Source organism: Xenorhabdus taiwanensis (assembly GCF_036512875.1).
GTDB classification, from domain to species: Bacteria; Pseudomonadota; Gammaproteobacteria; order Enterobacterales; family Enterobacteriaceae; genus Xenorhabdus; species Xenorhabdus taiwanensis.
The window spans coordinates 2,967,626-2,991,684 of record NZ_AP028978.1 but is presented as its reverse complement, the minus strand read 5'-3'; the positions used below and the strand labels follow the sequence as shown (position 1 = coordinate 2,991,684).

At 41.2% G+C, this 24,059-nt stretch carries 24 protein-coding genes and 1 pseudogene; 15 read left to right on the top strand and 10 right to left on the bottom strand.

The genetic code is table 11. The features are described from left to right. The first annotated feature begins 4 nt into the window (after positions 1 to 4). From ACE1SE_RS13750 to ACE1SE_RS13705, 10 genes and pseudogenes are all read left to right on the top strand, one after another. Positions 5 to 685, top strand: coding sequence for a DEAD/DEAH box helicase family protein (locus ACE1SE_RS13750; RefSeq protein ID WP_374051034.1), 681 nt, complete (start codon positions 5 to 7; stop codon positions 683 to 685). Then, positions 682 to 1,308, top strand: a complete 627-nt coding sequence (locus tag ACE1SE_RS13745) for a DUF669 domain-containing protein (RefSeq protein ID WP_374051035.1) — start codon at positions 682 to 684, stop codon at positions 1,306 to 1,308. Before ACE1SE_RS13750 ends, ACE1SE_RS13745 begins: the two co-directional genes overlap by 4 nt. 246 nt (positions 1,309 to 1,554) lie before the next feature. Then, positions 1,555 to 2,391 carry a phosphoadenosine phosphosulfate reductase domain-containing protein gene (locus tag ACE1SE_RS13740; protein WP_374051036.1) on the top strand — a complete coding sequence of 279 codons (837 nt, stop codon included), beginning with the start codon at positions 1,555 to 1,557 and terminating at the stop codon, positions 2,389 to 2,391. 81 nt (positions 2,392 to 2,472) lie between these two features. Next, complete coding sequence (locus tag ACE1SE_RS13735) at positions 2,473 to 2,901, top strand: zinc-finger-containing protein (protein ID WP_374051037.1); 429 nt, start codon at positions 2,473 to 2,475, stop codon at positions 2,899 to 2,901. Then, complete coding sequence (locus ACE1SE_RS13730; RefSeq protein WP_374051038.1) at positions 2,898 to 3,461, top strand: hypothetical protein; 564 nt, start codon at positions 2,898 to 2,900, stop codon at positions 3,459 to 3,461. The genes ACE1SE_RS13735 and ACE1SE_RS13730 overlap by 4 nt, the downstream gene beginning before the upstream one ends. Continuing rightward, positions 3,454 to 3,630, top strand: a complete 177-nt coding sequence (locus tag ACE1SE_RS13725) for a hypothetical protein (RefSeq protein WP_374051039.1) — start codon at positions 3,454 to 3,456, stop codon at positions 3,628 to 3,630. The genes ACE1SE_RS13730 and ACE1SE_RS13725 overlap by 8 nt, the downstream gene beginning before the upstream one ends. Next, the gene (locus tag ACE1SE_RS13720; RefSeq protein ID WP_374051040.1) at positions 3,627 to 3,971 is read left to right on the top strand and encodes a hypothetical protein; all 345 of its coding nucleotides are present in this window, start codon (positions 3,627 to 3,629) and stop codon (positions 3,969 to 3,971) included. Before ACE1SE_RS13725 ends, ACE1SE_RS13720 begins: the two co-directional genes overlap by 4 nt. 174 nt (positions 3,972 to 4,145) lie before the next feature. Then, positions 4,146 to 4,682, top strand: a pseudogene (locus tag ACE1SE_RS13715) (phage N-6-adenine-methyltransferase). Beyond that, on the top strand, positions 4,679 to 4,954 hold the full coding sequence (locus ACE1SE_RS13710; protein ID WP_374051371.1) for a hypothetical protein: 276 nt from the start codon (positions 4,679 to 4,681) through the stop codon (positions 4,952 to 4,954). The pseudogene ACE1SE_RS13715 and the gene ACE1SE_RS13710 overlap by 4 nt, the downstream one beginning before the upstream one ends. A gap of 200 nt (positions 4,955 to 5,154) precedes the next feature. Continuing rightward, on the top strand, positions 5,155 to 5,343 hold the full coding sequence (locus ACE1SE_RS13705) for a helix-turn-helix transcriptional regulator (RefSeq protein ID WP_374051370.1): 189 nt from the start codon (positions 5,155 to 5,157) through the stop codon (positions 5,341 to 5,343). On the opposite strand, the gene ACE1SE_RS13700 is transcribed toward ACE1SE_RS13705, so the two are convergent. Further along, on the bottom strand, positions 5,324 to 6,502 hold the full coding sequence (locus tag ACE1SE_RS13700; RefSeq protein WP_374051369.1) for a tyrosine-type recombinase/integrase: 1,179 nt from the start codon (positions 6,500 to 6,502) through the stop codon (positions 5,324 to 5,326). The two genes, ACE1SE_RS13705 and ACE1SE_RS13700, sit on opposite strands and share 20 nt — an antisense overlap. Before the next feature lie 140 nt (positions 6,503 to 6,642). On the opposite strand from ACE1SE_RS13700, the gene sbcB reads away from it, so the two are divergent. After that, complete coding sequence (gene sbcB / locus ACE1SE_RS13695; RefSeq protein WP_374051368.1) at positions 6,643 to 8,109, top strand: exodeoxyribonuclease I; 1,467 nt, start codon at positions 6,643 to 6,645, stop codon at positions 8,107 to 8,109. An 89-nt stretch (positions 8,110 to 8,198) separates the two neighbouring features. Here the strand turns inward: sbcB and dld are convergent, their stop codons facing one another. From dld to yieE, 8 genes are all read right to left on the bottom strand, one after another. After that, positions 8,199 to 9,944 carry a D-lactate dehydrogenase gene (gene dld / locus ACE1SE_RS13690; RefSeq protein ID WP_374051367.1) on the bottom strand — a complete coding sequence of 582 codons (1,746 nt, stop codon included), beginning with the start codon at positions 9,942 to 9,944 and terminating at the stop codon, positions 8,199 to 8,201. Between the two features lie 242 nt (positions 9,945 to 10,186). After that, a complete protein-coding gene (tnpA, locus tag ACE1SE_RS13685; protein WP_099118097.1) occupies positions 10,187 to 10,642 on the bottom strand; it encodes an IS200/IS605 family transposase in 456 nt (151 codons plus the stop codon). A 218-nt stretch (positions 10,643 to 10,860) separates the two neighbouring features. Continuing rightward, positions 10,861 to 12,255 (bottom strand): APC family permease, encoded by a 1,395-nt coding sequence (locus ACE1SE_RS13680; RefSeq protein ID WP_374051366.1) that lies wholly within the window; start codon positions 12,253 to 12,255, stop codon positions 10,861 to 10,863. Between the two features lie 753 nt (positions 12,256 to 13,008). After that, positions 13,009 to 13,797 carry an ABC transporter ATP-binding protein gene (locus tag ACE1SE_RS13675; protein ID WP_374051365.1) on the bottom strand — a complete coding sequence of 263 codons (789 nt, stop codon included), beginning with the start codon at positions 13,795 to 13,797 and terminating at the stop codon, positions 13,009 to 13,011. Beyond that, positions 13,794 to 14,879 carry a FecCD family ABC transporter permease gene (locus ACE1SE_RS13670; protein WP_374051364.1) on the bottom strand — a complete coding sequence of 362 codons (1,086 nt, stop codon included), beginning with the start codon at positions 14,877 to 14,879 and terminating at the stop codon, positions 13,794 to 13,796. The genes ACE1SE_RS13675 and ACE1SE_RS13670 overlap by 4 nt, the downstream gene beginning before the upstream one ends. A 19-nt stretch (positions 14,880 to 14,898) precedes the next feature. Then, a complete protein-coding gene (locus ACE1SE_RS13665) occupies positions 14,899 to 16,032 on the bottom strand; it encodes an ABC transporter substrate-binding protein (protein WP_374051363.1) in 1,134 nt (377 codons plus the stop codon). 230 nt (positions 16,033 to 16,262) lie between these two features. Continuing rightward, a complete protein-coding gene (locus ACE1SE_RS13660; RefSeq protein ID WP_374051362.1) occupies positions 16,263 to 17,750 on the bottom strand; it encodes an amino acid permease in 1,488 nt (495 codons plus the stop codon). A gap of 138 nt (positions 17,751 to 17,888) precedes the next feature. Beyond that, positions 17,889 to 18,752 (bottom strand): DNA-binding transcriptional regulator YeiE, encoded by an 864-nt coding sequence (yieE, locus tag ACE1SE_RS13655; RefSeq protein WP_374051361.1) that lies wholly within the window; start codon positions 18,750 to 18,752, stop codon positions 17,889 to 17,891. 189 nt (positions 18,753 to 18,941) lie between these two features. Between yieE and ACE1SE_RS13650 the strand changes: the two genes are divergently transcribed. Both ACE1SE_RS13650 and nfo read left to right on the top strand, forming a co-directional pair. Further along, positions 18,942 to 20,024, top strand: a complete 1,083-nt coding sequence (locus ACE1SE_RS13650; protein ID WP_374051360.1) for a YeiH family protein — start codon at positions 18,942 to 18,944, stop codon at positions 20,022 to 20,024. Between the two features lie 95 nt (positions 20,025 to 20,119). Next, positions 20,120 to 20,962, top strand: a complete 843-nt coding sequence (gene nfo, locus ACE1SE_RS13645) for a deoxyribonuclease IV (RefSeq protein ID WP_374051359.1) — start codon at positions 20,120 to 20,122, stop codon at positions 20,960 to 20,962. Here the strand turns inward: nfo and fruK are convergent, their stop codons facing one another. Next, a complete protein-coding gene (fruK, locus tag ACE1SE_RS13640) occupies positions 20,963 to 21,901 on the bottom strand; it encodes a 1-phosphofructokinase (RefSeq protein ID WP_374051358.1) in 939 nt (312 codons plus the stop codon). 218 nt (positions 21,902 to 22,119) lie between these two features. On the opposite strand from fruK, the gene ACE1SE_RS13635 reads away from it, so the two are divergent. Then, positions 22,120 to 22,539, top strand: coding sequence for a nucleotide triphosphate diphosphatase NUDT15 (locus tag ACE1SE_RS13635; protein WP_374051357.1), 420 nt, complete (start codon positions 22,120 to 22,122; stop codon positions 22,537 to 22,539). A 167-nt stretch (positions 22,540 to 22,706) separates the two neighbouring features. Continuing rightward, positions 22,707 to 23,951, top strand: coding sequence for a tryptophan permease (mtr, locus tag ACE1SE_RS13630; RefSeq protein WP_374051356.1), 1,245 nt, complete (start codon positions 22,707 to 22,709; stop codon positions 23,949 to 23,951). Positions 23,952 to 24,059: the final 108 nt, after the last annotated feature.

Sequence of the window (24,059 nt, the reverse complement as noted above, 5' to 3'; positions counted from 1 at the left end):
AGATATGGGAACTGCAACATTGATCCTCGGTGAGTCTGGCACAGGAAAAAGTGCCAGTTTACGCAACCTAAACACGGAAGAAACGTTGCTAATCCAAACGGTCAGGAAGCCATTGCCGTTTCGCTCCGCAACATGGAAGCCTTTTAATAAAGACAATCCCGACGGTGCTATTTGCTCCACAGATAGCTGGCAACAAATCATAGCTGTCATTAAGGGAGCTGCTAAATATGGGAAATCAGTTGTTATCGTTGACGATTTTCAATACCTCATGGCGAATGAGTTTATGCGCCGTTCGGAAGAAAAATCCTTCGATAAATTCACTGAAATAGGCTCTCACGCATGGAACGTGATCAACGCAGCAATCAGCAAGACACCGGATAATTTACGGGTTTACTTCCTATCACACACGGAAGAAACCCAGATGGGTAAGGTGAAAATGAAAACCATCGGCAAGATGCTAGATGAAAAAATCACGGTCGAAGGGATGTTTACTATCGTACTAAAAACCCTCGTCAGGGATGGACAATATCTATTTACGACCCAAAACAACGGGTTCGACACAGTTAAATCACCAATGGGGCTATTTGATAGCTCAGAAATTGAAAACGATCTGAAAACCGTAGATGACGCTATATGTGAATACTACGGAATTGAAACCCGCACAACAAATGAGGTAGCAGCATGAATAATATAATTTTCACCTATGACCAAGAATCAGCAATGAGTGCCGGACAAGGAGGTTTTATAAACGAAAGCGGCGCGTATGTCATTACCATTAGCGAGGCAAAACTGACTAAGAGTCAGCATGGCGCAGAATTTATTGAGTTCTCTGGCGAGGCAGATGACGGGCGAAAGGTCAGTTATCTGAGTATTTGTTGCAAGAAGAAAGATGGCTCAGCTAATCCATTTGGTCAAAGTATGGTGCAGGCCATTATGGGATGCTGTGGCGTCCGTCAGGTCACAAGCCATATGGTTTCAGTCAACAATATAGTTGCACCTGAATTCACAGGTAAGCGAGTTGGGTTGGTATTACAAAAAATACTCAGGACGAAAAATAACGGTGATGATACTTACGGAATGGATATCCGTATCCCATTCTATCCTGATACTCGCCAGACCATTACCGAAAAAGTAGCGGGTTTACCCTCTACCACTATCGATAAAATGGTTGCAAATCTGAAAGATAAGGACGAACGCAAAATAAACGCTCAACATTATTCAGGGCAACAATCAAATGGGTTCTTGGAAGTACCACGACAACCACAAGGCCAGCCACCTGTGGATTTTGACGATGACATACCGTTCTAACACCATTCGGCAATCCAAATAGGAACCTCCAATGAATGATCAGAATGTATACCTCTACATCTATGAGCCGCCCAATACACGGGCCCCTACTCACATAGTTAATTTATGCACATATGATAAATGGCTCAGGATGAGCAAAACCGAGCAGGATGCTCTGATTAAAAAAATCACTGTCGAATATCCTAACCATACCAATTGCGTAATACGCGCTGAATAAATTCCCCACCTCATATTTAGGACATAACCATGATCAATGTTGTCAGTTTCTCTGGTGGCAGGACATCGGCGTACCTCGTATATCTCATGGAGCAGCGCCGCAAACAAGGTGAGGATGTTCGCTATGTATTTATGGATACAGGGGCGGAGCACCCATTTACCTACAAATTTGTCAGGAATGTTGTAAATTTCTGGGATATTCCGTTAGTTGTATTACAGGCTGATATCAATCCTCAACTCGGCGCATCCAATGGTTATATCATTTGGGAACCGAAAGATATCCAGACACGGATGCCTATATTAAAACCGTTCACGGAAATGGTGAAAAAATATGGGACGCCATATATCGGCGGGGCATTCTGCACTGACCGCCTGAAATTGAGGCCATTTCGGGATTACTGCAATGACCATTTTGGACGGGGTAATTATCAGACATGGATTGGTATTCGCGCGGATGAGCCACGGAGATTAACCCGCAAGGATGGGGTGAGCTATCTGGCGGATATTTCTGACTTTGACAAGCAGGATATTTTAGATTGGTGGAAAGGACAATTATTTGATTTAACAACACCGGAGCATTTAGGTAATTGCATGTTCTGCATCAAAAAAAGCAGTAAAAAACTAGGATTAGCCTGTCAAGATGAACCAATGATGAAAAGAGTATTTGAAGAATACTGCATTAAAGGGAAGCATGTTAGGGATGGTCATAGAAAAACACCTAAAGAAATAATGTATAGAGGGAATTTGTCATTAGATGGCATAGCCCGAATGTATTCAAATACAGATTATCAAAACCTCTACCGAGAAATGGTTGCAGCCAAACAATTTGATACCGGTTCCTGCTCTGAATCCTGCGAAATATTTTAGTTAGACCTATTTTAACCCCAACCCTATCACTACGCTGCTATGCGGCGGGAGGATTATTATAACCAAAATACGGGAGGATATATGCAGTTCACGCCGTGGAACCCAAATCCCAGAGCAATTCAGAGAGTCAATGACCCCTATCCCATTCCGACCCACTGCCGATATTGTGGCAGACACGTGATGATTGAGCATCACCTGAATGTGTTTAAACGTATCCATGACAGCAGATGGCCGTGGCTGTATCACTGCTGGACATGTGGTGCGCGTGTCAGTATTCATCCGGGAACGGATATCCCGATGGGGTCACTGGCGGATAAAAAGACACGAAGAGCCAGAGCATCGGCTCATCGGTATTTCGATGATGTAGTTAGAAATCGTAATTTAGAACGCACGGAGGCGTATCAATGGTTAGCAAGTCAACTGGAAATTAGCCCCAGCCAATGTCACTTCGGCTGGTTTGATACTGATATGTGCGAACGGGCAGCGAATATATGCAGGGAGTTTAAATGATGACTGATTTTACATCACTGGCAGACGGCGGCGAATTATCCCGTGAAACATGGGATGATTTTGTTAAGCGCCTAGAATATCAACACAAAGGTGCAGGGGTTGATCGGCATTTTACGGCGTACCCATCATTTACAGTTAGAGAACGAGTTAGGGTAACCGGCTCTGAGGATGACGAAGTGGGAATATATTATGATGATAAAGGATATTATTCCCTAGAGGGCGTATTAGCTCGTTTAAATGATGAAAAGAAACAGGAAATATTTAATTACGCACAAGAGGAATATTTGTCTGATTGGTGGGATCTATCTGATAAAGAAAAAGCTGAGTGCATAATATTTGTATTAGAGGACTCATATATTTTCTATTGGAAATACGACTACAAAACAGTAAATACACATTTAACCCGTGAAGCTGCGGAACGGTTTATTCAGCGCAAGCAACATGACCACGGGAAATTATCTGTTTATGTCGAGTCATTTTATTGGTGCTGGGAAATGCGCACATTAATTGATGGAATATTGACAGGTAAAATTAAATATACAGGTGATGATAATGACTAATTCAGATTTATGCAGAGAAGCGTTTGAGAAATTTCTTTTAACTGAGTTTCGTTATTTTGAAAATGCATTAGAAAAAGATAGTAATGGAAATTATTTTAACATGCCAGCCCAGAATTATTGGGAAGCATTTAAAGCTGGATGGGAAACATGTAAGGAGAACCAGAAATGAACAATGATGTGATTGAATTGGCGCGGGAAATGAAAAAGCGCAGTGAAGCAGTATTGTCAGAATATTCTATTTTCATTAGGTCAGATAATGATGAATCAAAAGATACATTGGCAATTAAGGTCACTGATTTTGATTTAGCGATATCGCCAGAAAATATAATCAAAATATGTAAAGCCGTAGAAAAGCTCGCTGAATATGAAAATATGGAGCCTGTGGCGTGGAAATATAAGATTAGAAGTATGGATGAGCTGCATGATGAGATTAGCGAAATTAATCCACAGGAAATAGATTGGATGGGAGTTGAAGATATTATACCTCTCTATCGCCACTCCAACAAATAGCGAGAAATAACATGGATATTATCGACGCAGCGAATGAATTAAATGAGCTGAATATATCTCATGCCCTCCAGAACCGACCACCAGCACTAACCAGTATTAACGGTATGTGTCGATGGTGTGAGACAGAGCCAGCAACACACGGAGCATTTTGTAGCAGAGAGTGCGGGGAGGATTATGAGCGATTTCGGAGGCAGTAATACCCCAAAACAATTCCGCGACCTCTGGCAAACCCCACTTCCGTTATTTTTAGCTCTCGATTTAGAATTCGGTTTTTATTTAGATGCCGCCGCCGATGCTCAAAACACCCTGTGCGCCCATTATCTCACGGAACGAGATAATGCACTGGAATGTGATTGGGTGAGCCACGGTTCTATTTTCTGCAATCCACCCTATTCTAATATTACACCATGGGTAGAAAAAGCGGCTATAGAATGCTAGAAGCAACTACAACCAATAGTGATGCTAGTTCCCTCTGATACCTCTGTGGGCTGGTTTAAATTGGCAAGAGAAACAGCGGATGAGGTCAGGTTAATAACAGGTGGGCGGATTTCATTTATTAATGCAGAAACACAAAAGCCAGTAAATGGAAATAACAAAGGGTCATTATTATTAATTTGGCGACCATTCACCCACCCACGCAGAATAATAACAACCGTTGACCGAGATTATTTAATTAATGTCGGTAATGAACAATTGAGAGAAATAGTATGAGCATGAAAATAGATTTAGGTAAATACGTCATCACCTCCAATAGTCGTTCGTTTAATTTAAACACTAAAAAAATATCACAGTCGGGTGAAAATACAGGGCAGGAAATATTACACGCAATTGGTTATTACCGACATCTGCATGAGTTAATGCGTGACGTAATTAGGCTGGAAATTGATAGTGACGATATCAAAACGATGCAACAACTCGGCGAAAAAATAGATTTAATCGCCAAAGATTTTGCTGAGAAATTAAATTCCGTCATCCATGAATAACCAATCATTCGAGAACGCAAGAAGGAAGGTGGCAAGGGATTGCCTGAAAGAACTCAGAAATTTACCCAAATACGACGATACCGAAGTTACCGCAATTCTCGATAAATACACCCCCAAATTTAAACCACTCAACCACATGAAGTTCAGCGCTAAATCAGTGCTGGCGTATTATGTGCGGATGATTCAGAAGGAGATGAAGGATGGATGAAAAATTAATATCAAAAGATGAAGTGATGAGAAAGCTCGGTATTACTTCACGACAAACACTGTGGGATTACGAGAAGCGTAGGAAGTTCCCAAGACCAGTAAAACTCCGACCCAAGGCTTACCTACGCAAGGATTTTTATAAATGGCTAGAGGATGGCGGTGTTAATCAGTTATCTTCCTAACATGCCACATTAATTTGTCAAAATAAATACTATACGCTTCACGCTGATCATCAATCCAATCGTGCTTATTATAAACAGCCATTACCCCGCCAATCTCATGTCCCAGCATTTTCTCTATTACATGTGGGGCCACTCCTTCCTCAGATAGGCGAGTTGCAAGCGATCTTCTAAAATCGTGTGCTCGCCATTTATCTATATCCAAACCACTCCTAATTCGTATTACATACCTGTTCGCCGCCGCTATAGTAATTGGCTCACAAATATCCTGACCAGGGAAAAGAATATCTTTGTAAGTGATAAGAGCTTTATCAAGAAGAGGACGAATACCATCAAATATTGGCCGTCGTATTACTTTTTTAGTTTTACTGTGCTCGGAAGGGACTGTCCATATTTCATTTTCTAAATCGAATTCTTGAATGGTGGATAATCTAAGCTCTGACAACCGACATCCCCATAACATCACCATTTGGTGTAATAATTTATTAGATGTTGATGCCCGACTTCTTTCTATGGATAACCAAATTTTAGCAAGCTCCTGATATGATAAAACCCGATCGCCTACACTAGATCTTTCACCAACATCTCTTGGGTTGATTTTCATTATTTGACATGAGTCTATCAGTTGTCTCCTGATACACCAGTTAATAGCTGATTTTAACTGAATAAATAATTTATGTGCTTTTTTGGGATTTTCTTTTTCAAATGCCACAAACAAATCAATCCATTCTCTGGATGTTATTTCCTCAACATCTGTATTAGGAAATTTCCCGGATATGTTTTTTATCACCATAGAATCATAGAGAGCTTGGGTTTTTGGTCTCAGTTGTGTATACACGTATGTATCAGACCAATACTTAATGCAATCATCTAATGTTGTTATTTTTTTCTCTGTAGAATCACTCAGCGTTCGAGGATCTACCCCTTGCTCCACAAGAATTTTTGTTTCTACAGCTTTTGCTCTAGCATCTCGCAATGAGATAGCCGGATATCGACCTATTCCAATTCTATGTTGTTTGCTACCCAATCTATAACGGCACTGAAATGTAATCACCCCTTTGGGAGACACTCGGACGCTAAGTCCGTCGATATCTGTTATTTCAGGTTTTCCCTGATATGGTTTACCATGTATAGAACGTAATTTTGTGTCACTAAGAGCCATGTCGTTTTGTACTCACAATAAATATTACTTTGTACTCATTCTGTACTTAATATTGCATGGACGAAACTAGACAGTAAAGGACATAAGAAAATTTTTAGCGCAAAAAACAGTTAAATTTAGTTCATAAGATCATTAAAATCATGAACATAAACACCAAAAATTTACGGAAAAAAACCTTGCCTACCGATAACAAACAATCATCATTCTACTTTCATGATTATGAAACTTTTGGTAAACATCCGGCCTTAGATCGCCCAGCACAATTTGCAGGAATTCGTACTGACAGTGATTTCAATATCATTGAAGAACCTTTGGTGGTGTATTGTGCTCCCGCTGATGATTATCTTCCCGATCCTGAAGCTGTCATGATCACAGGTATTACCCCCCAATTGGCATTGAAAAACGGCGTTAATGAGGCCGAATTCGCCCAGCGAATCCATGAAGCATTCAGCAAATCCAATACATGTATTCTTGGATATAACAACATTCGTTTTGATGACGAAGTTAGCCGTAATATCTTCTATCGTAACTTTTACGATCCTTACGCCTATAGCTGGCAAAATGGCAACTCCCGCTGGGATTTGCTCGATGTATTACGCGCCTGCTATGCATTGCGTCCAGAAGGTATTGTCTGGCCAGACAATGAGGCAGGATTACCTAGCTTCAAATTAGAACATCTGACAAAAGCCAATGGAATTGAGCATACTCATGCTCATGATGCCATGTCGGATGTTTATGCCACTATCGCAATGGCAAAGCTGGTGAAAAAAGCTCAACCTAAATTGTTTGATTACTTTTTCCAGTTAAGAAATAAACAGAAAGTCAGCCATCAAATCGATATCCCACAAATGAAACCTCTGGTTCATGTATCAGGTATGTTTGGGGTTCTGCGCAGTAATGTTAGCCTTGTCGCCCCTTTGGCGTGGCATCCGAGTAACCGTAATGCGGTTATCATGTGCGATTTAGCTGGCGATATCACTCCACTGTTAGAACTTAGCGCAAATGAATTACGTGAGCGTTTGTATACCCGACGGGATGAATTACAGCCAGATCAAAGCCCGCTTCCCATTAAACTCGTACACATTAATAAATGTCCAATCATTGCACCAGAAAATACCTTGCGGTCAAAAGATGCAGAGCGAGTAGGATTAGATCGCAACCGATGTGAGCAAAATCTGGTTATATTGCGCAATAATCCGCAAATCAGGGAGAAAGTCGTTGAACTGTTCTCTCATCAAGAAACGTTCCCAGAATCTGATAATGTCGATACTAAGCTCTATAGTGGCTTTTTCAGCGATGCTGATAAAACTGCAATGGAAATTATCCGAGAAACCTCTCCCCAGAACTTGCCTGCCTTGGATTTAACATTCCAGGATGCACGCATTAAGCCACTGTTATTCCGCTATCGTGCGAGAAATTATCCAGCGACATTGGATGATGACGAGCAACAACGTTGGTTACGTCATCGGCAGGATACATTAACACAGGAAAACATCAGCCAATACCTTGCAGCTATTGAAGAACTTTTTATTGAATATCAGTCTGATGAAGAAAAGTGTCGCCAGTTAAAAGCATTGGTTGATTATGCAATTCAAATAGCCGGTTAAAGCTTTTATACAACTACCCAATAAATACAGAAAAAGACAAATACACCAAGGTGTTGTCTTTTTCTATTTTACGCCATCATCAAAGCAAACTAATCATGTGAATGCCCGGCAACTTGGCAACCACATTCTTCACCCCAATTTTTCAGCCTAGAGGTTTTCCCAATTCCAGGATTTAAGGTATTAGTTGGATCAATCGTTTGATAGAAATGCTTGAGCTGGGGTTTGGCTTTATACAAGTGACCAACGTTATGTTCAGCAGGGTATTCAGCGCCGCGCTGATGCAAAATTTCCAGCATTTTTGTTTTCAATGCATGGATATCTGTTCCTTTTTTAACAATATAGTCCTGGTGGAATACATAGCACATAAAATGCCCGTAATATAACTTATGAACTAATACTTCATTGATTTCGGCAGGTAAGGTTTCAAGCCATTCACGATCATTACGCCGCAAAGCAATATCCAATGCCAAAATATCTTCCACTTCACCACTGTGAACAGCCTGATAACGAATAGCGGCTCCTGCGGCTGCAAAACGGTGCAAAAATGCCTTCGCCCCTTCTTCAGGAGTACAAGCAAAATACTCCCCATCAATCTGCTTGAAGTACTTTTCCAGCCACTCATTCGCTTCTTTTATACCTTCACCTGACATTTTCAGCATTAAGTGATGTTCAAAACGATTTCGGTATTCTTTCAGGCGAGTGGGTAAGTGGGAGGGGAATAAACGACTCACTCCCTGCATAACACGATCTGTTAAATGTGCCGGCAAAAATGGCACTTTACCTAATATGGCATCCATTCGCCCTTTCAAATTAAAAAACATTGGCATTTTATCTGTGCCGAGTTTATCAATCATAACAAAGGTGTCTTTCCCATATATTTCTGCAATATCAAATATATCCCGATGCATATACTCCCCAGCGACTGGCAAATGCTGAAAATTCGATAGAATATGACGCCGCAATTCTGTCAGTACCTCGGGTTGATTAGTGCCGATATAAAAAACCTGTGACGATGGCTCTGCCGGAAAAGTATCAAGTCGAACAGCAAAAACAACCAATTTACCCGCACAACCAGAGGCTTCAAACAGCCTGCGCTCATCAGCATTAAACCGTGATGGCGTGTCTGCATCAACATCCCGCACACGCTGTGAATATTCATGATCAGAAGCGACCCTGTCACTATGCTGAATATCTTCGATTCGATAACGTTGCTCTTCCAGACAGGTCAAGATATCTTCAGGTTGATCACCCAACGATATTCCCAAATGGTTAATCAGTTCAGCTTCTCCCTTCTCATTAACACGGCCATAGAGTGCCATTTCAGTATAAGCTGGTCCACGCCGAACCAAAGAACCTCCTGAGTTATTACAAATCCCACCAATAACGGATGCCCCAATACAGGACGATCCAATAACTGAGTGTGGTTCACGTCCCAATGGTTTTAATACTTTTTCTAAATGCCACAACGTACTACCAGGGAACGCAATAACTTGGTTCGTTGATTGCAGAATCTGAATTTTATCCATTCGTAAGGTACTAATAATGACGATATCACGGTCATAATCATTGCCACTCGGTGTTGACCCTTCCGTTAATCCAGTATTAGCAGCCTGCATCAAAATAATTTTGTCAGCTTCAACACAAGCTTTAAATACTTTCCACTGTTCTAATAATGAACCCGGAGATACAACTGCAAGAGCATCCCCTTGCCCAGAACGAAAGCCTTTGCGGTAACGTTCCGTTTTTCTAGGTTCAGTGAGAATATGAGAAGATCCAACAATATTCGTGAGAGTGGCAATTAATCGTTGATTTTGGAGATTTCTGACATCGTTCATAATAGCTCTCTTACCTTACTCGGGCCAGACAGGCTTGTAATGAAAACAGGTATGGAAAATTTCCTTATTATATGATGCTTTTTGATAAAATTTGTATGATTTATACTCTTCTTTGTCATTTCAAAATCATAACCACCCGTATAACGGGTGGTTTGCTCTTGCCCTATAAGGGCTTGTTACCGACTGCGCCTAAATGACGCTGCTTTCTCTTCGTTCAAGCTAAGTGTCTTTGCTGCTTTGGCCTACCCCTTGAAGGGGTCTACATGCTCTTTACTACTCAATTTATCCGAGATTAAATCCGACTTTTCTTGCTCTCTGATATACTTTTGAATTGTCGCTTCATTTAGCCCTACCGTACTGACATAGAACCCTTCCGCCCAAAACTTTCTGTTGCCAAATTTATATTTTAAATTGGCGTGTCTATCAAAGATCATCAACGAACTTTTACCCTTCAAATATCCCATAAAGCTTGAAACGCTTAGCTTTGGTGGAATACTCACCAACATATGAACATGATCTGGCATGAGATGACCTTCGATTATTTCCACACCTTTATACTTACAAAGGTCTCTGAGGATCTCTCCCACACTTGAACGAATATTATTAAAAATCACTTTCCGTCTATATTTCGGCGAAAAGACGATATGGTATTTACACAGCCACTTTGTATGCGCTGAGCTTTGTGCTTTAATGCCCATAAACACCTTTCCTTATTTGAGTTACGAGTATTAGCTTGAACATCTATATCGTAACGGAAAGGTGTTTTTCTTGGTATAACCTTTGAACTCCACCCGCAAAGCGGGTGGTTTTATGTTTAAGACGCTAACGCGACTTAAACTGGCTAAAGCCATAATAAAAAAACAGCACCTGACGATGCTGTTTTTTAGTTATAGCAGTAACCTGAAATGTTTTCTGATTACGATTCAGTAAACTGTGGCATCGGTTGACGGAAGCTACGAGTCAGGAAAAACATGTAAATAAGACCAATGCCTCCCCATATCAAGCCTAACTCCATCGAGTTTGATTCTAAATTCATCCATAAAACACCCACAGTTGCAGCACCAAGAAGTGGCAAGATCAAGAAGTTCAAGGTGTCTTTCAAGGTATTATTACGACGTTCACGAATATAGAATTGGGAAATCACCGATAAATTAACGAACGTAAAGGCAACCAATGCACCAAAATTGATTAATGCTGTCGCAGTCACCAGATCTAACCAACATGCTGATAAGGCGATAATACCGACCAATATCACGTTAATGGCTGGAGTACGCCACTTAGGGTGAATATATGCAAATATTTTTTCAGGCAGTACGCCGTCACGTCCCATGACATAGAGCAAACGAGATACACCCGCATGTGCAGCCATACCAGAAGCCATTACCGTGACACTGGAGAATATGAGAATCACATACTGGAATAACGCACCAGCAACATAAAGAATAATTTCTGGCTGGGAAGCGTCTGGGTTTTTAAACCGGGAAATATCCGGGAAATAAAGCTGTAAGAAATAAGATACTGCAATGAAGATAATACCACCAATTAACGCAGTCAGGAAAATGGCTTTAGGAACAACCTTGCCTGCATTTGGTGTTTCTTCCGACAAAGAGCTAATGCCATCAAACCCAAGAAATGAGAAGCAAAGTATTGTCGCACCAGTAATCATCGGAATTAATTGTGCTTCCTCTGATGTAAATGGCTGAATACTCAGTAACGTTCCTGCACCTTCTCCATTATAAACACCACGGATCATTAGCCCAACAAGTATTACCATAACCGCAATCTGGACAATCACAACGATGCTATTGATATTAGCAACGACATTGATACCACTCAGATTGATGATTGTCATAAGTGCAGTCAACACGACTACAAAGATCCATGGTTCAATGCCAGGGAACAAAGCCTGTAGGTAAATCTTTGCCAATAATACATTGATCATCGGCATCAACATATAATCCAGTAAAGAAGACCAACCCACCATAAATCCAAGATGAGGGCTCATTGATTTTTGTACGTAAGTATAAGCAGAACCCGCCGATGGAAAACGCTTTATTAATTTCCCATAACTTAGCGCTGTAAATAGAATTGCAGTTAATGCAATAGCATAGGATGTTGCAACATGCCCACCAGTCAAACCAGAGACAATTCCAAATGTATCAAAAATAGTCATTGGCTGCAGATAGGCAAGCCCCATCATGACGACTTGAAACAGAGTCAGTGTTCTTCTCAGTTGAACGCGGTTGTCAGAACTGGCTTGGTTAATACCAAGTGCAGCAGCAGCAACGGGAGTGGTGGTATTATGCAACATGAGCGAAACCTCCCATAACTTCGATCTGGGTACTGATACAACTACTTAATCGATAGTTACTGGGCAGACTTCGCTTCTGTCTATAAACAGAAAAGAAAGAAGAATTGGTGAACGGTGAATTGACAGAGGGCCGTGCCCCGTAGTCATCGTTGCAGCAACGAGCGCCAATTGGCACAAGTGCAAAAGAGAATAATTGCTCCATATTTGCATTCCTCAGTACAGCAACCTCGTTTCAATTATGGTTGCTTGGGTCAATATCGATCCGGAACAGAATCCGGCCTCTTGGTGTTGTAAAAAATAATTCAAAGCAAAAAAAATAACTGATGCATATTTACGCACCAGTTATTTTTAGTGCACGCATTTTGCCCTTCAAGTCCAGAAATAGCAAGCGCGATAACACTAAAATTTATTATTTTTTACGACACTACAGAACCTTATGGAGCAGGCTCTTACTGAGTTAGTGCTGAAATCTAATGCCATCAGATCCGTTGATTGACCTTTGATAAATTTTTAGCACAGAGGAAAACTATTTACCATTTAATTATGATTTTTTTGATAGTAAAAAAAATCATCCCATCATGACAAAGTTGATGACGGGATGATTCTATAGGATGTCCAGATGTTAAGTATAATGATTAATATTTATAAGAAAGAGAAATATTAATTAAAAATGGTAATTAATTTATTCCTGTCAGGGTTAAATTTATTAAATTACACTTTAGTTTTATTAAAGTGAATTATGGTTTTATTATTCTAACTGACTAATTCTGTCACTAAACCATCAATTAATACTTGTGGTATTCCCTGAGAACAACGTTCAATTCGGCCTTTAATGCCATAAACTTCTGCCAGACTACTTGGTGTAATAACCTGCTCAGGTTTACCTTCAGAAATTAATTTACCTTTTTTTAGCATTAACACATGCTCACCATGACGCAATGCAATATTAATATCGTGAACAACAACAATCGTAATAATATTACGACGGCGCGTTTCACGTGCAACTAAATCCATTACATGGTATTGGTAATTTAAATCCAACGCACTTAATGGTTCATCTAATAATAATAATGTCGGACGACGGATTAATGATTGGGCCAATCCAACTAACTGTTTTTGACCACCAGATAGTTGATCCAAATATCTGAGTGCTAAATGCTCAATACCAAGCTGGCGTAATAGCTCCATGACTTCTTGTTCACATTGGCTATTGCTTACCCCCCCTGATGCTCGTTGAGCAACAATCACCGATTCCAATACATGAAGATGTACACCTGCCGGTAATGTTTGAGGCAAATAAACGACGTTTTGGGCACGTTGAGCAAAATTCATCTTCATCAGATTCTGCCCATCCAACAGCAGTTCGCCACTGGCTTTATTCAATCCAGCCAGTGAACGCAGAAGCGTGGATTTACCACAACCATTCGGCCCCAACAATACCGTGATTTGACCACGTGGCAATGTGTTGACATCCAGATTTTCAATCACGGAATGCTTTGGATATCCCGCCGTCAGGCAATTGATTTTTAATCCCTGACTCATACATTTCCCCTATGGCGTAAGATTATGCTAAGGAAGAAAGGTACACCCACCAACGATGTCACTATCCCAACCGGTATAATAATGCCCGGTATCAGATTCTTAGAAGCAATGGAAGCTATGGACAAAACTAATGCACCAATCAACGCACTTGCAGGCAAGAAGAAACGGTGATCTTCACCAAACATCATTCTGGCGATATGAGGAGCCACCAATCCAATAAAAGCAATAGGACCAACAAATGCAACCGCCAATGCAGTCAGGATACTGATACGCAATAATGTTCCTAAACGAAGGCGGCTAATATTAATGCCAAAACTGATAGCTCGATCTTCTCCCAGACGCAGTGCGGTCAATTTCCAAGAATTGCTCAATGAGAGAGGCATAATGACAGAGAAAACTAATACCATAATACCCAATTTTTCCCATGTTGCCCTGGCAAGGCTACCCATTGTCCAGAAAATCAACCCCTGTAAGGTATCTTCCGTAGCGATAAATTGCATCATTGCAACTAACGCCTCGAAGGTAAACACCATCGCAATTCCGAACAATACAACGCCTGAGGTTGCAACTCTTGTCCAACGGGTAATACCATCAAGCATTAAAGCCGCCAAAAATGCAAAGAGAAAAGCGTTTGCGGAGATAAACCATTGATCCGGTATCCCAGGAATGCCAATACCAAGCACGATGGCTAATGCTGCGCCAAAAGAAGCAGCATTGGAAACCCCCAAAGTAAATGGGCTGGCTAGCGGGTTATTCAAAATTGTCTGCATTTCAGCACCAGCCAGTCCCAGTGATAAGCCGATCACTACCGCCATTAGGGCATAGGGCAATCGAATATCCCAAACAATCACCTGTGTTACTGTGTTAACACTCTCTGGTGAAAACAGTGTTTGCCAGAGGGTTTGCAGCGATAACCCTGATGGTCCCATGGTAAAATCCAGTACAACAGAAATGCCAATCGCCAGGACGATGAATAATATCCATGCAATACGTCGGCGCAGGATACGACGATAATGTGCTTTTATATCGCATTCACTTAATTGTTTTTTCACCATTGGCATAGGCTCGGTAGTGACACTCATTTTTATTACCTGTTACTGCTTATTTCTCGCTGACCCAATATGTACCTACCGGTTCAATGGCCAAGAATTTATTGTGAAGTTCTTTCAATGTTTGTTGCGGATCTAAATCAGCGAATTTTTCAGGATAGAACCATTTAGCAAAAACTTGTGTAACAACAACATTATAAGGAGAGTTATAGTAGTGATGCCAAATAGCATAGCTACGCCCTTCCTTAACGGCAGTTAAGTTATTGATACCTTTACGTTCAGTGATTTCTTTCAGGCCTGCGCGGGTAGTATCGGCAGAAGTTTGGGCTCCCATTTTGATCCCCTCACCTTTGTCACCTGGATCTTGCGCACCGCTCGCGATGTAAATATAAGGGTCTTCAGCAATGACTTTTTCCAGATTCATTGTGCCCAATGGAGAAGGCAGTACTTCTTTGGCGATGTTTTTGCCACCGGCCAAATCAATGAAATTCCCCATATTGCCGTTACCTGCTGTACCACAGCAATCTTCACTAAAACCTGCCAGAAGCTCAATAAATACAGAAGGCTTCTCAGCGTCTGGTATACGATCCGTAATATCAGTGACTAATTTTAGATTTTTTTCATAAAAATCAGCGTAAGCATTAGCCTGATCTTCACGATGCAAGATTTTGCCCAGCATACGGATGCTAGGTAATGTATTTTTCAGGGGATCATTGCGGAAATCGACAAAAACAACAGGTATACCCGCTTTCTCCAACTGTTTTACCAACTCACTATTTTTTCCTGGGCCATGTCCAGACAGACCAAAAATTGCAACGTCAGGATTGAGTGTAAGCACTTTCTCAGAGCTGACACTATCAGCGCTGGTGTTACCAATCAGAGGGATATTATCGATTTCAGGAAATTTAGCTTGATAAATAGCGTAAGTTTGTGGGTCCAGTTTACGGAAATCACCTTGCCAGCCAGCGATACGAGCCAGAGGTTTATCTCCTTCCAATATGGCAACAGAATGGAATAGACGACCTTCACCTAACAAGATACGATTGATTTTCTCTGGCACCTCAACAGTACGTCCGGCAACATCAGTGACTGTTTCAGCCCAAGATGCAAAACTTGCCATCATCGCAGAACCTGCCATCAGACTGATACTCATACCTTTCACGACTGATCGAAATACAAACTTCACTTTAGTTAGCCTCTTCAATACAACAATTGTGCCGATAACAATAAAGCAAATAAGAATACTTATCAATGCGATTGGAATGGTATAGCAGAAATTTACCATCGATATTCTTTCCCTAATTCCCTGAAAAATAAAAACTGCCAATTCCATCACAGAATAGGCAGTTTTCTGTAAAACAAAACCAATAATACTTTAATTAAAAATTATCATATTATTGATAATTAGTTAACAAATTATTCTTTATCGGTATATTTGAATACTGGAAATTCCATCTCACTGTACTTAACAAAGCGAGTTTTCTTTTTTAACTTGTAACTAAACCAAATAATCAGGAATAACGGGAGACCAATGTAGGTCGCAGTCACTCCGTACCAGTCGATCTTATCTTGCAAAAATGCCTGATAATTTTGGCCTAACGTAATCACTAAACATAAGATAAAGGCGAAAATCGGCCCAATCGGGAAAAAACCTGAACGATATGGCAGATCATTGATATCCAAACCTTGAGCGATATAGCCTTTGCGAAAACGGTAATGGCTGATTGCAATTCCGAGCCATGCAATAAATCCGGTCATACCTGAAGTATTCAATAACCACAAATAGACTGTTTGGTTACCAAACATAGAACTAAGAAAACACAGCCCTGCTACCACGGTCGTAGCATAAAGCGCATTACGCGGAACACCACCTTTAGACAGATGACTAAAAATTTTCGGAGCCTTACCCTCTTTTGCCAGAGTGAATAGCATACGAGTAGAAGCATACATCCCTGAATTTCCTGCTGACAGAACAGCAGTTAATATCACTGCATTCATTATGGCAGCCGCTGATAATAAGCCAGCATTTTCAAATACCAGCGTAAATGGACTCACACTGATATCTTTCACGCCATTGCGCAACAAATTAGGGTCAGTATAAGGAATGATCAGGCTGATGATTAAAATCGCAAATACATAGAACAATAAGATACGCCAGAATACTTTACGCACCGCACGAGGGATATTTTTCGCTGGATCTTTAGACTCCCCCGCGGTAATACCTATCAGCTCTGTTCCTTGAAAGGAAAAACCGACAATCATTGCCACCCCGATCATGGCTGCAAAACCGCCCGCAAAAGGAGCGTCATCAACTGCCCAATTATGCCAACCTGCACCTTCAGCACCTTTCATGATGCCGGTAATCATTAAAATACCAACAACAATGAACACAATAACCGTGGAAACTTTAATCAGGGAGAACCAATACTCTGCCTCACCAAATCCTTTGACGGAAATAAAGTTCAACAAGAAAATCAGGACAAGAAACAACGCACTCCATACCCAACCAGGAACATCATTAAACCAATATCCCATCACCAGTTGCGCAGCGACAAGGTCAACCGCAATCGTCACCGCCCAGTTGTACCAATAGTTCCACCCTAAAGCGAAGCCAAAACCCTCATCAACATATTTGGAACCATAAGTTGAAAACGATCCTGAAACTGGCATGTACGCCGCCAATTCGCCTAAGCTGGTCATCAAGAAGTAGACCATTAAGCCAATTAATGCATAGGAAAGTAAAGCCCCACCAGGGCCAGCCTGAGAAATTGTTGCACCAGAAGCAACAAATAATCCCGTGCCAATTGATCCACCTATGGCAATCATTGCCATATGTCGTGCTTTTAATTCACGGCGCAGGGTTGTTGGAGCCTGATCCCGTGGCATACTTTCTTCGCGAGACATTCTATTCCTATATCATTTAAAATAAATTTAATGCGGAATTGTAACAAATCCTCGTCTCCAGAATAGCAACGATTCGTGGTTATAAGATACCTTCATAATCCACAGCCAATTATTAGCTACACGATTATATTCTCAATATTAGTTACAATAACTCAGTAACTTCCGTAACGCATTGGATATATGTTTTTGACGATGGTAAATCAGGTACAAGGTGCGATTGAGACTAAGTCCAGGAATAACAAGTTCAGATAATGTGCCATTTTTCAATTGTTCCTGAACAACTCGCCGTGAAAGACAACTGATTCCCATTCCATATTGAACAGCATGTTTAATGGCTTCCGAATTACCCAGCTCCATCGCAATATTGAATCTTGGCATTTGTGAGAACAAAAGATGATCCAAGATTTCTCTTGTTCCTGAACCTTTTTCTCTCAATATCCAAGGCGCTTTGATCAAATCCTCCACACTTAGCTCACGTTGCAACAATGGGCTTTCTGGAGAGGAAAAAACGATCAACTCATCTTTCATCCACGGCTGTGTGATCAATTCAGGATCGTGACACAATCCTTCAATCAATCCCAAATCAACACGAAACTCAGCAACTGCCTTGATTACATCTCCAGTATTACTGATATTTAATTCCAATGGTGTCGCAGGATAATCCTGACGGTACCTCGCCAGCATTTCAGGCAACATATAATTGCCAATCGTACTGCTGGCCGCTAACCGCAATGCACCCAATTCAAGTTTGAAAAGCTGTTCCACTTCACCAGCCTGTTCAAGTAATGCCAATGCCTTAGGATAGAGCAAACGCCCATGTTCATTGGTAACCAGACGTTTTCCGACTCTATCAAACAGTTGTACTCCCAACTGTCCTTCAAGATCTGTTAGTGAAGCACTCACCGCAGATTGTGATAACGCCAATTGCTGAGAAGCCTGTGTCGTTGAACCACTTTTCAGAACTTCTGCAAAAATCTCCAGTTGTCTCAGAGTGATACGCATATGGCCTCACGGGAAGTGAAATAAAAGGGAAAGATAGTCTTGATTTTAGACAGTATTACGCAACTTAACAAAAGTCATCCTTAATTAATCTATTTTAGTGTTTTTATATATAAATATTATGAATTTTATTGATTTAAAAAACTTCTATATGCTTATTCCTAAAATGCATAAGTTAATAGAGCCGCCACTATGTCTGAAAATCAAGCAGAGGAATTTACCAAAGCTCACCAGAATACTGCCTTAAAATTAATTCCCGGTATCCTGTTAGTCGCAGTCCTGACGGCAATCGTCATCTATATCGGGACTATTCCTTGGCTTATAAATATGGGATTGGGTGTCCTGACACTTGCCATCTTATTGGGGATCATTATCGGCAATACTCTGTATCCTCTCTTAAAATCCACCTGTGATAGCGGTATCCATTTTTGCAAACATTACCTATTGCGAGCAGGCATTATTCTTTATGGATTTCGCCTGACTTTCCAACAAATCACAGATGTTGGCGCAACTGGAGTATTGATCGATATCATCATGCTTTCATCAACATTTCTTATGGCATTATGGATTGGGCGTACTTTTTTTCGACTGGACAGACAAACCGTGATCCTGATTGGTGCGGGAAGTAGTATTTGTGGAGCCGCCGCGGTTATGGCAACAGAACCCATTGTCAAAGCCTCTGCCAGCAAAGTTGCCGTCGCCGTCTCTACAGTCGTTATTTTTGGTACACTGGCAATCTTTATTTATCCGTGGATTTATCAACTCAATACCCACTACCAGTGGTTTAATTTTACTCAGGAAACATTTGGTATTTTTTCGGGTTCAACTGTTCATGAAGTAGCTCAGGTTGTTGCTATTGGGCATGCGTTAGGCAACGATGCCGAAAATGCAGCGGTTATCAGTAAAATGATCCGCGTTATGCTATTGGCACCTTTTCTATTACTGCTTTCCGGCTACCTCAGCCGCATGGAAGGTAAAAATTGTAATATCCATCCCCAAAAATCCCCAATCACCATTCCATGGTTTGCTGTGTTCTTTATTGCCGTTGCGGGTTTCAACTCTTTTCATCTATTACCTGCATCCCTTGTTAACCATATTGTTTCTGCCGATACCATCATGCTGGCAATGGCCATGGTTGCTTTAGGGTTAACCACCCGTATCAGTGCTATTCGTCAGGCTGGAGTTAAGCCTATCTTGTTGGCGCTTATTTTGTTTATCTGGCTAGTCGTGGGAGGATTAATCGTCAATCAGGGTATCCATCATTTATTGGGCTAATTTAAAACGAAGGAATATTAAATTGACTTTTGCTGCCAAAATTTTATCAATCAGATGAACAATGCCATAATGACGAAAACACAGGAGAAAATAAGATGAAATTTGTTGGAGCCCATGTGAGCGCTTCGGGCGGTGTTGATCAGGCAGTGATCCGTGCTCATGAATTAAATGCAACGGCATTTGCCTTGTTCACAAAAAACCAGCGTCAATGGTATGCCCCGCCATTATCGACAGATGTCATTGATAAATTCAAAGCAAACTGTGAACGTTACGGTTATGGTAGCCGACAAATTCTTCCCCATGACAGCTACCTAATTAACCTTGGTCATCCTGAAATAGACGGTCTGGAAAAATCCCGAGCTGCGTTCCTTGATGAAATGCAACGCTGTGAACAGTTAGGCATTGACCTACTGAATTTCCATCCGGGCAGCCATCTCAACAAAATTGACATCGATAAGTGCCTCGCTCGTATTGCGGAATCTATTAATATTACGTTGAATAAAACACAAGGCGTCACTGCTGTTATCGAAAATACCGCCGGACAAGGCACCAATCTTGGTTTTAAATTCGAACAACTGGCGGCAATTATTGATGGTGTCGAGGACAAAACCCGAGTTGGAGTCTGTATTGACACCTGCCACGCTTTTGCGGCTGGTTACGATTTGCGCACCAGAAAAGATTGCGATGCGACTTTCAGGGCATTCGATGAAATCGTTGGATTCAAATATCTTAAAGCCATGCATCTAAACGATGCCAAAAGTGAATTTTCCAGCCGTGTTGACCGACATCACAGCCTTGGTGAAGGCAATATTGGTAAAACACCGTTCAGCTATATCATGAAAGATGACCGTTTCAATGGTATTCCGCTGGTTCTTGAAACGATCAATCCAGATATTTGGGCTGAAGAAATTGCCTGGCTAAAATCCCAGCAAAGTTAATTACCTGACTGAAATTAACTCGATCTTTGCCATCATTGATGCAAGTTCAGTGCGGCTTTTAATTCCGACATTCGGCTGGCTAACCGTGAGTGCAGACACTGCGGTCGCCAGACGCAATGTGTGTTCACTGGATTCTCTCATCAGCAAACCATAGACCAGTCCTCCGACCATAGAGTCCCCTGCCCCAACTGTGCTGACCACTTCACAATGTGGTGGTTTTGCCAGCCATGAACCAGAGGCATTGACCCATAATGCTCCCTGCTCTCCCAGTGAAATAACAACGTGGGCGATCCCTCTATTACGCAATTCATGAGCTGCATCAATAACGCTATCCAAATCCGGCAATGGCTTACCCGCCCAAATTTCCAATTCATGGCGATTGGGTTTTACCAGCCAGGGTAATGCTTTTAAGCCTGCAACGAGAGCTTCACGGCTACTGTCGAAAATAACACAGGGACAAGACTGTCGTAATTGCATCATCCAATCCGCAAATGATTCTGCTTTGATCCCTTCGGGCAAACTACCACTGACAACAACCATATCGAACTGTCCCAGCCATGTCAGAGAATCACTGACAAACCGATTCCATTCTTCTTCTGTCACATGGAAACCCGAAAAATTGAAATCTGTCACTTCACCCTGTTTTTCCGTCAGCTTGACATTAATACGCGTTCGTCCAGAGACGAGATGAAAACGATTTACCATCCTGTTTTCGTTAAAAAACTGCTGAAACCCTTCCTGATTCTCTCGTCCCAGAAAACCACTGACAGTAACATCAATGCCTAAATCACGCAGTACCTTCGCAACATTGTTTCCTTTACCAGCAGCGTGAAGCCCTGCCGTCTGTACACGGTTAACATTTCCCTTAACAATATCTGGGCATAAGCCAACTAAATCATAAGCTGGGTTTAAGGTAATTGTGGCAACTCGGCGGCTCATCTTGCCCGGTATCTCCTGAATAAACAGTCATAAATAACATTAAGTTTTATCTGTTATTTATAACATCAAAATTGAATCGTTTCAGTTAAAATTATAGTCTGATCGATCATTGTGTTAACGCAATCTAAAAGTAAGAATATGCAACGGAATAATTTCTGATTAGATGACTAAAATCAATCTGAATCAAAGTAAGTAATACTAGCCGGAGGAATATATCTGTGTCAGTCGTTGTCGGAGTGGGTGTCATCATCATCAATGATAAGGGCGAAATTCTACTGGGAAAACGTACCAGCCAGCATGCGCCATACTGGTCAATCTTCGGTGGTCATGTTGATCCCGGCGAATCCTTTGAAGAGTGCGCGATTCGTGAAATCAAAGAAGAAATTGGCCTAACAATCCAAGACCCCAAAGTTTATGGTATTTGCAATAATCTCGAAACCTATCGCGAGGAAGGAAAACACACTGTTTCAGTCTGTTTGCTGGCACAATATACCGGAGGTGAACCGCAATTAATGGAACCCGAAAAGTGTGAACAATTAATGTGGTGTGATCCTAACTATCTCCCCGAACCTCATTTTGAGGCTAGCCGTAATGCCATCAAATTATGGCAAAAAGCGCAGTTCTATTTCGCAAATTAATACCAAGCTCCCTTCAGGCGGGTTTTCTCAGATAACCTGCCCTACCCTTATATGCAAAATGCGACAAAAGAAATTTAATTATTTTTCTTAATTATTTGTTTACACATATAATTTATTTATGTATCGTTGCGCTAGTACAAGGTAACACCATTCATCAGGGAGTCTATATGACCATTGAGGTAACGCAAAATTTGAAACGCCCCTCTATATTTGGTGGCGCTATGATCATTGCCGGTACTGCTGTCGGCGCAGGTATGTTTTCCATTCCGATTGTCACATCAGGTGTCTGGTTTACAGGATCAATCATTTTGCTGTTGTATACCTGTACATGTATGTACTTCTCTGGCCTGATGATTCTGGAAGCCAATATGAATTACCCCGCTGGTTCCAGTTTTCATACTGTTACCAAGGACTTACTAGGCAAAGGCTGGTGTTCTCTCAATGACTTATCCATTGCCTTCGTTCTGTATATATTAACCTACGCTTATATTTCAGCAGGTGGTTCAATACTTTCTCACAATATCGAAAGCATTATTCCGCTACCTCAATCAATATCTGGATTATGTTTTGCCTTTATCGTTGCCTTTATTGTCTGGATATCAACTAAGGCTGTAGATCGCTTAAGCACTATCTTGATAGGTGGCATGGTGCTTACCTTTATTATGTCTGTCGGCGGTATGTTCACCGAGGTTAAGCCAGCTATCTTATTTGATCAAGCCAATACCAATTCAGACTATTTACCCTATGCTTTAATCTCGTTGCCTTATTTGCTAGCCTCATTTGGCTATCACGGCAACGTTCCGGGTCTGGTGAAGTATTACCATAAAGACAGTAAAGCCGTCACACACAGCTTGCTATACGGGACATTAATAACGTTAGCGATTTACATATTATGGCAGTACGTCATTCAGGGAAATATTTCACGTGAAGCCTTTAAGCAAATCATTGCTGATGGCGGTAATATTGGTAACTTATTGCAGCAGATGGATAATACTTCTGATAATACGACAATAACTCAATTCTTAAATGCCTTCTCATATATGGCGTTAGCGAGTTCATTCTTGGGTGTATCATTAGGATTGTTTGATTATCTGGCAGACTGCTTTAAATCTGACGATACCCACAATGGTCGTTTTAAAACAGCACTGATTACATTCGTTCCCCCGACTGCATTGTCACTGATTTTTCCAAACGGTTTCCTCTATGCAATCGGTTTTGCTGGTCTGGCAGCAACCATTTGGGCAGTTATTGTTCCGGCTTTAATGGCCCGAGCAAGCCGTAAACGCTTTCCAGCATCCAGCTATCGGGCTCCAGGCGGTAATTTTTTGATTGTCTTTGTTATCCTATTCGGTTTGATAAATATGCTAGCACACATTCTCTCTTTGTTTGATTTGTTGCCAGTTTATCGTTAATGCTTTCCTTCCGCCTCAGTATTTTTACTGGGGCATTCATTCATCTCTTGCCTAATAGGCCAACTGCGAGTAATTTTGTCGCCACTTAAATATTCATTCCACTATTTT

Excerpts from the sequence above, each read along its gene's own strand:
- ACE1SE_RS13740 (WP_374051036.1), top strand. The coding sequence starts at position 1,555 with ATGATCAATGTTGTCAGTTTCTCTGGTGGCAGGACATCGGCGTACCTC.
- dld (WP_374051367.1), bottom strand. The coding sequence starts at position 9,944 with ATGAACGATGTCAGAAATCTCCAAAATCAACGATTAATTGCCACTCTC.
- ACE1SE_RS13675 (WP_374051365.1), bottom strand. The coding sequence starts at position 13,797 with ATGAGTCAGGGATTAAAAATCAATTGCCTGACGGCGGGATATCCAAAG.
- yieE (WP_374051361.1), bottom strand. The coding sequence starts at position 18,752 with ATGCGTATCACTCTGAGACAACTGGAGATTTTTGCAGAAGTTCTGAAA.
- ACE1SE_RS13680 (WP_374051366.1), bottom strand. The coding sequence starts at position 12,255 with ATGTTGCATAATACCACCACTCCCGTTGCTGCTGCTGCACTTGGTATT.
- ACE1SE_RS13670 (WP_374051364.1), bottom strand. The coding sequence starts at position 14,879 with ATGAGTGTCACTACCGAGCCTATGCCAATGGTGAAAAAACAATTAAGT.
- ACE1SE_RS13700 (WP_374051369.1), bottom strand. The coding sequence starts at position 6,502 with ATGGCTCTTAGTGACACAAAATTACGTTCTATACATGGTAAACCATAT.
- ACE1SE_RS13650 (WP_374051360.1), top strand. The coding sequence starts at position 18,942 with ATGTCTGAAAATCAAGCAGAGGAATTTACCAAAGCTCACCAGAATACT.
- nfo (WP_374051359.1), top strand. The coding sequence starts at position 20,120 with ATGAAATTTGTTGGAGCCCATGTGAGCGCTTCGGGCGGTGTTGATCAG.
- ACE1SE_RS13725 (WP_374051039.1), top strand. The coding sequence starts at position 3,454 with ATGACTAATTCAGATTTATGCAGAGAAGCGTTTGAGAAATTTCTTTTA.
- ACE1SE_RS13745 (WP_374051035.1), top strand. The coding sequence starts at position 682 with ATGAATAATATAATTTTCACCTATGACCAAGAATCAGCAATGAGTGCC.
- ACE1SE_RS13660 (WP_374051362.1), bottom strand. The coding sequence starts at position 17,750 with ATGTCTCGCGAAGAAAGTATGCCACGGGATCAGGCTCCAACAACCCTG.
- tnpA (WP_099118097.1), bottom strand. The coding sequence starts at position 10,642 with ATGGGCATTAAAGCACAAAGCTCAGCGCATACAAAGTGGCTGTGTAAA.
- fruK (WP_374051358.1), bottom strand. The coding sequence starts at position 21,901 with ATGAGCCGCCGAGTTGCCACAATTACCTTAAACCCAGCTTATGATTTA.
- ACE1SE_RS13750 (WP_374051034.1), top strand. The coding sequence starts at position 5 with ATGGGAACTGCAACATTGATCCTCGGTGAGTCTGGCACAGGAAAAAGT.
- mtr (WP_374051356.1), top strand. The coding sequence starts at position 22,707 with ATGACCATTGAGGTAACGCAAAATTTGAAACGCCCCTCTATATTTGGT.
- ACE1SE_RS13720 (WP_374051040.1), top strand. The coding sequence starts at position 3,627 with ATGAACAATGATGTGATTGAATTGGCGCGGGAAATGAAAAAGCGCAGT.
- ACE1SE_RS13730 (WP_374051038.1), top strand. The coding sequence starts at position 2,898 with ATGATGACTGATTTTACATCACTGGCAGACGGCGGCGAATTATCCCGT.
- ACE1SE_RS13735 (WP_374051037.1), top strand. The coding sequence starts at position 2,473 with ATGCAGTTCACGCCGTGGAACCCAAATCCCAGAGCAATTCAGAGAGTC.
- ACE1SE_RS13710 (WP_374051371.1), top strand. The coding sequence starts at position 4,679 with ATGAGCATGAAAATAGATTTAGGTAAATACGTCATCACCTCCAATAGT.
- ACE1SE_RS13705 (WP_374051370.1), top strand. The coding sequence starts at position 5,155 with ATGGATGAAAAATTAATATCAAAAGATGAAGTGATGAGAAAGCTCGGT.
- sbcB (WP_374051368.1), top strand. The coding sequence starts at position 6,643 with ATGAACATAAACACCAAAAATTTACGGAAAAAAACCTTGCCTACCGAT.